The organism is Olsenella sp. CU969 (assembly GCF_905219715.1).
Classification (GTDB): domain Bacteria; phylum Actinomycetota; class Coriobacteriia; order Coriobacteriales; family Atopobiaceae; genus Granulimonas; species Granulimonas faecalis.
Genome location: NZ_CAJMXC010000006.1, coordinates 47,741 through 57,573, shown reverse-complemented (window position 1 = coordinate 57,573; position 9,833 = coordinate 47,741). Strand labels below are relative to the sequence as shown.

Annotated in this window: 8 protein-coding genes; all 8 read left to right on the top strand. The window is 71.3% G+C overall.

Annotated elements, in window-relative coordinates:
- Positions 1 to 224: 224 nt before the first annotated feature.
- The 8 genes from JX283_RS01580 to pstA all read left to right on the top strand — a co-directional run bounded on the left by JX283_RS01580 (position 225) and on the right by pstA (position 9,833).
- Complete coding sequence (locus tag JX283_RS01580; RefSeq protein ID WP_204829031.1) at positions 225 to 1,355, top strand: glycosyltransferase; 1,131 nt, start codon at positions 225 to 227, stop codon at positions 1,353 to 1,355.
- A 77-nt stretch (positions 1,356 to 1,432) separates the two neighbouring features.
- On the top strand, positions 1,433 to 2,836 hold the full coding sequence (gene murC, locus JX283_RS01575; protein ID WP_204829030.1) for a UDP-N-acetylmuramate--L-alanine ligase: 1,404 nt from the start codon (positions 1,433 to 1,435) through the stop codon (positions 2,834 to 2,836).
- 49 nt (positions 2,837 to 2,885) lie between these two features.
- Positions 2,886 to 3,803, top strand: coding sequence for a UDP-N-acetylmuramate dehydrogenase (gene murB, locus JX283_RS01570; RefSeq protein ID WP_204829029.1), 918 nt, complete (start codon positions 2,886 to 2,888; stop codon positions 3,801 to 3,803).
- Complete coding sequence (locus JX283_RS01565; RefSeq protein ID WP_204829028.1) at positions 3,757 to 4,878, top strand: cell division protein FtsQ/DivIB; 1,122 nt, start codon at positions 3,757 to 3,759, stop codon at positions 4,876 to 4,878. The genes murB and JX283_RS01565 overlap by 47 nt, the downstream gene beginning before the upstream one ends.
- A gap of 242 nt (positions 4,879 to 5,120) precedes the next feature.
- Complete coding sequence (gene ftsZ / locus JX283_RS01560) at positions 5,121 to 6,221, top strand: cell division protein FtsZ (protein WP_204829027.1); 1,101 nt, start codon at positions 5,121 to 5,123, stop codon at positions 6,219 to 6,221.
- On the top strand, positions 6,221 to 7,024 hold the full coding sequence (locus JX283_RS01555; RefSeq protein WP_135977228.1) for a polyphenol oxidase family protein: 804 nt from the start codon (positions 6,221 to 6,223) through the stop codon (positions 7,022 to 7,024). The genes ftsZ and JX283_RS01555 overlap by 1 nt, the downstream gene beginning before the upstream one ends.
- A complete protein-coding gene (locus tag JX283_RS01550; RefSeq protein ID WP_204829026.1) occupies positions 7,021 to 7,869 on the top strand; it encodes a phosphate ABC transporter substrate-binding protein in 849 nt (282 codons plus the stop codon). The genes JX283_RS01555 and JX283_RS01550 overlap by 4 nt, the downstream gene beginning before the upstream one ends.
- Positions 7,866 to 9,833: a phosphate ABC transporter permease PstA gene (gene pstA / locus JX283_RS08375; protein ID WP_239652417.1), complete on the top strand. Its 1,968-nt coding sequence runs from the start codon at positions 7,866 to 7,868 to the stop codon at positions 9,831 to 9,833. The genes JX283_RS01550 and pstA overlap by 4 nt, the downstream gene beginning before the upstream one ends.

Genomic DNA, 9,833 nt, shown 5'->3' with positions numbered 1-9,833 from the left:
GGGGAGACCCGGGGGCCGGGGGCCGGTCGGGCGACCGCGGCGGCGGCCNCGAGGGGTCCGGAAGGGACGGGTCCCACCCGGAGGCGCGACGCACCCGCGACTCCAGCGGGCGCGAGCGGATCGAGCTGGGGCGGAGCGCCACCGAGCGCCTCAGGCCCGAGCGGGGGCCGGAGGTGCGCGAGCGTCGCGGCCCCTCGTCAAGGAACACCGGAAGGAGATAGCCCGTGGGTGATTCGCTGAACGTGGTCATCGCCGCCGGCGGCACCGCCGGCCACATCAACCCGGCCCTTGCCTTGGCCGAGGAGCTCCGNGNCCGGGGCNACCGCNTCANGTTCTTCGGCCAGACGGCCAAGCTCGAGGGGACCCTCGTGCCCGAGGCGGGCTTCGACTTCGTGCCCATCGAGGTGCGGGGCTTCGACCGCTCGCGGCCCTGGACGGCCGTCTCGGCCCTCGTGCGTACCAAGATGGCGGAGCGCGACGTCGCGGTGCACTTCGCCCGCACCGGCGCCCCCGACGTCGCCGTGGGCTTCGGCGCCTACGTGGAGGTCCCCCTGCTGTCCTGGTGCGCCGCGCATGGGGTGCCGGTCATCCTCCACGAGCAGAACTCGGTGCCGGGCCTCGCCAACAAGATGCTCGCCCCCAAGGCGGCCACGGTGGCCGTGGCGCTGCCCCAGGCCGTGAGGACGCTCTCCGGCCACGCCGGGGCCGGCACCAACGTCGTGGTGGTGGGCAACCCCGTCCGCCGCTCCGTCATCGAGGGCGACGGCGCCCGCGGCCGCGCCTCCCTCGGCATCCCCGACGACGCCCGGGTCCTCCTCGTCTTCGGCGGCTCCCTCGGCGCGGCGTCCGTCAACGACGCCATGGTGGCCCTCAAGGACGAGCTCCTGTCGCGTCCCGACCTCCATGTGGTCCACTCCTGCGGCCGCGACGGCTACGAGGCCACGGTCGAGGGGCTCCGCCTCACCGACGGGGAGGCGGCCCGCTGGCACGTGGTGCCCTACATCGCGGACATGGGCGACATGCTCGCCGCCGCCGACCTTGTGGTCTCGCGCGCCGGCGCCAGCTCCATAGCCGAGATCGCGGCCCTCGCGGTGCCCTCGGTGCTCGTGCCCTACCCGCATGCCACGGCCGATCACCAGACCACCAACGCGCAGTTCCTCGTGGGGGCGAAGGCGGCGGTCCTCGTCCGCGACGACGAGCTCTCCGACCCCTCCTTCCAGGGGTTGCTCACGGGCCTCCTCGACGACTGCGCGCGCCTGGACGCCATGCGGGCGGCCGCCCGCGGCCTCGCCCAGGACCAGGCCGCGGCGCGCCTGGCGGACCAAACGGAGAAACTGGGGAAACAGGGCCGCTAGCCGGCTCAGGGGCTACAGTCTTTACCGATACGGACACGGCTGTCGCGCCCCGCCCGGGGCGCTCGAGAGGGGCATCCATGACAGACAACGGGCTTGGCTTCGAGCGCGCCCACTTCATCGGCATCGGCGGCGCGGGCATGAGCGGCATCGCCCTCGTCCTCCACGAGCGCGGCTGCGCGGTCACCGGCTCCGACCTCAAGGAGTCCCGCTACGTGCGCGACCTGCGCGACGCCGGCATCGAGGTCGCCATCGGCCACCGGGCCGAGACGGTCGACGAGCACCGCCCCGACGTCGTGGTGACCTCAACGGCCGTGCCCGAGACCAACCCCGAGGTGGTGCGCGCCAAGGAGCTCGGCATCCCCGTGTGGCCCCGCGCCAAGATGCTCTCGGCGCTGTCCCGCGGCCGCCGTACCGTGGCCGTCGCCGGCACCCACGGCAAGACCACGACGTCGTCCATGACGGCCACGATGCTGGCCAACATGGGCCTCGACCCGTCGTTTCTCATCGGCGGCATCGTGGAGGACTTCGACACCAACGGCCGCAACGGCTCCGGCGACCTCTACGTGGCCGAGGCCGACGAGTCGGACGCGTCGTTCCTGCTGCTCGACCCCGACATCGTAGTGGTCACCAACATCGAGGCCGACCACCTGGACCATTACGGCAGCCTCGAGGCCATCGAGGAGGCCTTCTCCCAGTTCATGGCCTCGGCCGGCGAGGACGGCACCGTCATCTGCTGCGGCGAGAACCCCCACGTGGTGGAGCTCGCCCGCGCCGCCGGCCCCCGCGTGGTCTCCTACGGCTTCGGCGGCCAGAACGACGTCGTCTGCACCCCGGACGCCGCCACCCGCTCCATCTCAAGCTCCATGGAGGTGGGCTTCCCCGACGGCCAGCTCGCCCACGTGACCATCAAGGGCAACCCCGGCTCCCACAACCAGCTCAACGCCACGGCGGCCCTCACCGTCGCCTGGGTGCTGGGCCTCGACATCGCCGAGGCCGCCCGGGCCCTCTCCGAGTTCGGCGGCGTGCGGCGCCGCTTCACCCACGTGGGCGACGTCGCCGGCGTAACCGTGGTGGACGACTACGGCCACCATCCCACCGAGGTGGCCGCCACCCTCGCCGCGGCCTCCGGCCTCGACTTCGACCGCGTGGTGGTGGCCTTCCAGCCCCACCGCTACAGCCGCACCCAGGCCCTTGCCCCACAGTTCGCCCATGCCTTTGACGACGCCGACGCCCTGCTCGTCATGAACGTCTTCCCAGCCGGCGAGATGCCGGTGCCCGGCGTCTCCGGCAAGACCGTGGCGTCGGCCGTGGAGGCCGNCGGCTCGGTGGGCGACGTCCGCTACGTCCCCGGCCGCGCCGCCATCGCCGCCGCCATCGCCGAGGATGTCCGCCCCGGCGACCTCCTCATCACCATGGGTGCCGGCGACGTGACCATGGTGGGCCGCGAGTTCATCGAGCTCATGAAGGAGCGCGAGTCCTAAGGGCGCCCCTCCCCCTCAAACGCGCCGCCACCGCACCCCCGGGAGACCAATGAGCCTGTTCAATGCATTCATGTCGCTGTCCGGCGCCTACGACGCCGACGTGCGCCGGGACGAGCCGCTCTCCCGGCGCACGTCGCTGCGCGTGGGCGGCCCGGCCGCCCTCTCGTGCTGCGCCCACAGCTACCCGGCGCTGGCGCGGGTCCTCGACACCCTCCGGCGGGAGGGCGTGCCCACGGCCGTCCTCGGCAAGGGGTCCAACGTGCTCGTCTCCGACGACGGGTACGAGGGCTGCATCGTGAGCCTGGGCCGCGAGTTCTCCCGCATCGTGGTGGACGTCGAGCGGGGGACGGTGTCGGCGGGCGCCGGCGTGCAGCTCGCCAAGGTGGTCAACGCCGCCTATCAGAGCGGCCTCTCGGGCCTCGAGGACCTCGCGGGCATACCTGGGACCGTGGGGGGCGCCGTCGTCATGGATGCCGGCAGCCGCCACCACTGGATCGGCGCCGCCGTGAGGGCCGTCGTCTGCGCCAAGCCGGGGGAGGGGCTCGTCCGCCACGAGGGGCCCGACATCGACTGGGGCTACCGGCGGACCTCCATCCCCGCCGACGAGACCGTCCTCGAAGTGGAGCTCTCCCTCGCCCCGTCCATCAAGCCCCAGGTGGCCCGCACCATGGACCGTCGGCTGGCCGTCCGCAAGGGGAGGGTCCCCATGGGCGTCCCCTCCACCGGCGAGGTCTTCATGGACCCGCCGGACCTCTCGGCCTCCCGGCTCCTCGCCGACGCGGGGCTCCGGGGCGCGCGGTCGGGGGGCGCGCTGGTGAGCCGGCTCGACCCCGGCTNCATCGTCAACGACCGTCAGGCGCGCGCCGTGGACGTGCTCGCGCTCATGCACCGCATGCAGGAGACCGTGGAGGAGGCGAAGGGTGTCAGGCTCAAACCNCAGGTCAAATTCCTCGGCTTCCAGTCGTAGGCGCACGGACCGGCCCGCGAGGGGGCGGCGCCAGGCGCCCGCGCCCCGTCCCACCCGGCGCCTCGCGGCGGCGGGCAGCGCGCGCGAGACCAAGTCCGTCGGCCGCCTCTCGGTCGCGGGCCTCGGCCTCACCGACCACAAGCGCCGCCCCTGGCCGGCCGCCCTCAAGTGGGCCGTCGCGGCCCTCGTCGCCGTCGGCCTCGTGGTGGGCGCTCTCTTCGCGGCGAGCCTGACCCCCGTCTTCACGGCCACCTCCATCGAGGCCGAGCCGTCCGACCACCTCACGGCCGAGAACATCATCAAGCTGGCCGCCGTGCCCGACGGCGCCACGCTCCTCAACGTCGACACCGGGGCCATCGCCGAGCGCTTGGCCAAGAACCCGTGGGTCGCCGACGTGAGCGTGCGGCGGGAGTACCCCGACCGCCTCCGCATTACCGTGACGGAGCGCGACATCCTCGCCATCGTGGTCGTGAGCTCCGGCAACGTCGCGTGGTACCTGTCGTCAGACGGCACCTGGGTGGAGCCCGCCAAGCTTGCCGGCGGCTCCGACAGCCTGGCCGACCAAGCCCTCGCCCTCGCGCGCCAGGAGGGCTGCCTGCTCATCCGCGACGTGCCGGGCACCGTGTCGCCCAAGGCCGGTGCCAAGACCACGGACGCCCCCATCCTCGGCGTCATCGACTACCAGAAGGGCTNCACCAAGGGCNNCGCCGACCAGGTGGTGTCCTACTCGGCCTCGAGCGAGGAGGCCATCTCGTGCGTGCTCGAGAGCGGCATCGAGGTGAGCCTCGGCGACCCCTCCCAGATCTCGTCGAAGGAGNCCGTCGTCANCGAGCTCATGGCCCAGCANCCCAACCAGCTCACCTACATCAACGTTCGCAACCCCGCCAAGCCGAGCTTCCGTAGGGTCTCGAGCAACTCCGTGGCCCAGGGCAGCGGTGTGCAGGCGCCGGCAGCCGACGGGGGAGGGGGNGACCCGCAGGCCCAGGGGGACGGCTCCCAGGGCTCCGGTGACGGTACCAGGACGGGGGACGGCGACCAGTCCGCCGACGGCTCACTGTCCACACAGGATGGTTGAGGGTGAGGTAGAGGGTTATGCTTTTGAAAGCCGCCGGTAAAGGCTCTAGCTGGGACGTTCATAGGACTGACAGACCGGTTGACGGGTCACTCGCATTTATGGCAATATAAGTCGCTTTAGCTGATTCGTAGAGCTTAACTTGAACCTTAGGGTTCAGCGGGGGAGGGCGAGCAGGCGTCCGCCTCGAAGAAGAAGGACCTGCGCACCACACAGGAAGGCCGGGAGCATCCCGAGGAGGAACCATGAAGGACACCGAGACCCCCAACAACTACCTCGCCGTCATCAAGGTCGTGGGCGTGGGCGGCGGCGGCACCAACGCCGTCAACCGCATGATCGAGGAGGGCATCCGCGGCGTCGAGTTCGTCGCCGTGAACACCGCCGCCCAGGCCCTCGCCCTCTCCGACGCCGACATCAAGGTGCACATCGGCACCGACCTCACCAAGGGCCTTGGCGCCGGCGCCAACCCCGAGGTGGGCATGCAGGCCGCCGAGGACCCCCGCGNCGAGATCAAGGCCGCCCTCGCCGGCGCGGACATGGTCTTCATCACCGCGGGCGAGGGNGGCGGCACCGGCACCGGCGCCGCCCCCGTCGTGGCCGACATCGCCAAGAACGACATCAAGGCCCTCACCGTGGCCGTCGTCACCCGCCCGTTCACCTTCGAGGGCCGCAAGCGCGGCCAGCAGGCCGTGGACGGNGTGGACGCCCTCGCCGAGAACGTCGACACCCTCATCGTCATCCCCAACGACCGCCTGCTCGACCTCGCCGAGAAGAAGACCACCATGCTCGAGGCCTTCCGCATGGCCGACGACGTGCTGTGCCAGGGCACCCAGGGCATCACGGACCTCATCACGGTCCCCGGCCTCATCAACCTCGACTTCGCCGACGTCTGCACCATCATGCGCGGCGCCGGTACGGCCATGATGGGCATCGGCCTCGCCTCCGGCGACTCCCGCGCCGCCGACGCCGCCCAGGAGGCCATCTCCAGCCGCCTGCTCGAGAGCTCCGTGGACGGCGCCACCCGCGTCCTGCTCTCCATCTCCGGCAACAAGGACCTCGGCATCCAGGAGATCAACGACGCCGCCGAGGTCATCGCCCAGAACGTGGACGCCGACGCCAACATCATCTTCGGCACCGTGGTCGACGAGAGCCTCGGCGACCAGGTGCGTGTGACCGTCATCGCCACCGGCTTCAACGACGGCAACGTGCAGCCCCAGCTCAACATGGGCGGCTTCGGCGCCTCCGCGCCCAAGCGCGCCGCGGCCCCGGCCCCCAAGCCCGCCTCCAACAACTTCGGGGACCGCGAGTTCGACATCCCCGACTTCCTCAAGCGCGCCCGCGGCTGATGGGCGCCCCCTCCTTGGTGGAGAGGACCGTCGACGGCGTGACCCTGCTCGGCGACTTCGGTCGCCCGAGCAGGGTCACGTTCGCGTTCACGGAGCGCACGGGCGGTGTCTCCCTGCCCCCTTTCGAATCCCTCAACCTCGGCGACCACGTGGGCGACGACCCCGCCGCCGTGGCCGAGAACCGCGCCCGCGCCCTGGCGGCCCTGGGGGCCGGCGACATCGCCGGGTCCCTCGTGGTCCCCAACCAGGTGCACGGCGACCGCGTGGTGACCGTCCGCTCCGCCGACCCCGCGGCCGTGGCCGCGGCCCGCTCCGAGGCCGCCGAGGGGGCCGACGCCGTGGTGTGCCTCGTCCCCGGGGTGCCGGTGCTCCTGTGCTACGCCGACTGCGTCCCCGTGGTGCTCGTGGCCCCCGACGGCTTTGCCGTCGTCCACTCGGGCTGGAAGGGTACATACGCACGCATAGCCGCCAAGGCGCTCGGGGCGCTGTGCGAGGGCTCCCCGGTGCCCCCGTCCTCGGTGCGGGCCTACCTCGGCCCCCATATCGCGGGATGTGACTATGAGGTGTCGACCGAGCTGCTTAATCGGTTCGAAACCGAGTTTGGTAGCATTGTCGGGGTCGACGCCAGCCACCTCTCGCTGGCCGCGGCCATCGTGAACACGCTCGTGAGTGCAGGGATGGACCCGTGCAACATCGTGAACCCAGAGATATCGACGCCCGCCTCCACGGACCGCTTCTTCTCGTACCGCGCCGAGGGGGGCATGTGCGGGCGGCACGGCGCGGTGGCCTGGCTCGCCCCGTGAGGCGCTTCGGCGCGCTGGCGTGCCTCGCGGCCNGCGTCGTCGCCCNCGCCGGCTGCGCCCCCTCGTCCGGGGCGACCGGCGACACCGTGACCGTCGCCGGCTCCACCACGGTCATGCCCATCGCCGAGATGGCGGCGGAGCGCTTCCAGGAGCTCACGGGCGACCGCGTCCTCGTGAGCGGGCTGGGGTCCTCCGCGGGCATCGAGGCCGTCATGAACGGCACGGCCGACATCGCCACCTCGAGCCGCGGCCTCACGGCCGCCGAGGAAGCCACCGGCGAGCTCGTCACCACCGTCATCGCCCGCGACGGCATCGCCGTCATCGTCAACGCCGGCAACCCGGTGGGCAACCTGACNGTCGGCCAGCTCCGCGCCGTGTACGCCGGCGACGTCACCAACTGGTCCGAGCTCGGCGGCCCCGANCTCCCCATCCTCGTGGTCAACCGCGACGAGGCCTCCGGCACCCGCGAGGCCTTCAAGTCCATCGTCATGGACGGCGCGCGCTTCGACGCCTCGGCGGCCGTGCTCCCCGGCACGGGCCAGGTTCGCGACGTCGTGAGCCGCACCCCGGGCGCCATNGGCTACATCTCCATCGGCTTCGTGGACTCCGCCTTCACCACCTCCAAGGTCAAGGCGCTCTCCATCGACGGCGTCGAGCCCACCGAGGCCAACGTCGCCAGCGGCGTGTACCCCGTCTCGCGCAGCCGCTACCTCTTCACCAAGGGCGAGCCCTCCGGCGAGGCGAAGGCCTACATCGACGAGGTCCTGTCGCCCGACATGGCCCAGACCATCCGAGACGCCGGCTACATCCCGGCCTCCGAGTCGGAGGGAGGCGACGCCTCGTGAGCAAGAAGGAAGAGCCCCTGCTCAAGCCCCCGCGCCTGGATGACATCGACCCCAACACGGCGCCGGCGCACAGCTCCAACCTCAAGCTCGTTAGCCGCTCCACCATGATCAAGGAGCGTGCCCTCGAGGGCCTCTTCCTCGTGTGCGCCTGCGTGGCCGTCCTGGCCGTGCTGCTCATCTTCGTCTTCACGCTGTGGAAGGCGATGCCCGTCCTCTCCGACATCGGCATCCTGAGCTTCTTCGGGCTCACCTGGGCGCCCTCTGAGGGGGAGTACGGCATCATGGCCCTGCTCGCCGGCTCCGTCATCGTGACGGCCNGCGCCTTGGNCATCGNCGTNCCCCTCGCCATCGGCTGCGCCGTCTACCTCACCGAGATCGCCAACAAGCGCCTCTCGGGCATCGTNTCGACGGCCGTCGACCTCCTGGCCGGCGTCCCCTCGGTCATCTACGGCTTCTTCGGCCTCGTCATCCTGCGGCCCCTCGTCGCCGACGCCACGGGCGGCCTGGGCTTCGGTGCCCTCACAGCGTGGCTCGTGCTCGCCATCATGATCGTGCCCACCATCACGACGCTCACCATGGACGCCCTGCGCTCCATCCCCATGGGCGTGCGCGAGGCCAGCTACTCCATGGGCGCCACCAAGTGGCAGACCATCTACAAGGTGGTCCTCCCCGCGGCCAAGCTCGGCATCGTCAACGCCGTGGTGCTCGGCATGGGCCGCGCCATCGGCGAGACCATGGCCGTCCTCATGGTCGTGGGCAACGCCCCCGTGGTGCCCGAGAGCGTCTCGAGCCCCATCTCCACCCTCACGAGCCAGATCGCCCTCGACATGGGCTACTCCAGCGGCCTGCACCGCTCCGCGCTGTTCGGTATGGGTGTGGTGCTCTTCGTCATCTCCGCGGGGCGCGTGGGACTCGTGCGTCTGGTGAGCCGTCCCCGCGAGGCCAAGGTGGACACCGAGAAGCTCGCCGAGGAGCGCCGCGAGAGGGAGGACGAGACCCGCGCCACCCAGTGGGAGCTCGCCGAGGACGTCGCCGCCCCTCCCGCCGGTCTCGCCGCCGACGTGGCGGCCCAGGAGGGTTCCCGCGCCCGCATCAAGCGGCTCCTGTCGTCCGGTGCGTCGCCCAAGGTGTCCAAGTCGGCCACCAACAGCGCCATGCTCGGCGTCTTCCGCGCCGCCGGCGCCGTCACCACGGCGGTGCTCGTGCTCATCATCCTGTTCGTGGCGGTCAACGGCCTGCCGGCGATGAGCCTGGACTTCGTGTTCGGCTGGCCCGAGGGCGTCAACGCCGAGGGCGGCATCTTCCCCACGATCGTCTCGTCGCTCTACGTGACGGCCCTGGCCATGCTCGTCTGCACGCCCATCGCCGTGCTCGCAGCCGTGTACCTGGCCGAGTACGCCAAGCAGGGCCGCCTCGTGAACTTCATCCGCTACGCGAGCGACACCCTGTCGTCGGTCCCCTCCATCGTCATGGGCCTGTTCNGCTTCGCCCTGTTCGTGGAAGCCTTCGGGTTCGGCCTGTCCATGCTCTCGGCCGCCCTGGCCCTGGCCCTGATGATGCTGCCCATAGTCATGCGCACCACCGAGGAGGCCATTCGTGCGGTGCCCCGCTACATCCGCTGGGGTGCCTACGGCCTCGGTGCCACCAAGTGGCAGGTCGTGAGCCGTGTCGTGCTCCCGAGCGCCTTCCCACGCATCGCCACCGGCATCGTGCTCGCCATCGGCCGCGCCGTGGGCGAGACCGCCGTGGTCATGTACACCATGGGCCAGGCTATCAACCTGCCCGTGACGCCGCTCGACTCCGGCCGTCCCATGACCATCCACCTGTACCTGCTCGCCAACGACGGCATCAACATGCAGGCCGCCTACGGCACGGCCCTGCTGCTCATGCTGCTCATCCTCGCGTTCAACCTCTTCGCCCGCCACCTCTCCCGCAAGAGCGCCAAGAAAGCCGGAGGCAAGTGA

Coding starts and splice junctions, on each gene's coding strand:
- JX283_RS01555 (WP_135977228.1), top strand. CDS start 6,221: ATGGGCGCCCCCTCCTTGGTGGAGAGGACCGTCGACGGCGTGACCCTG.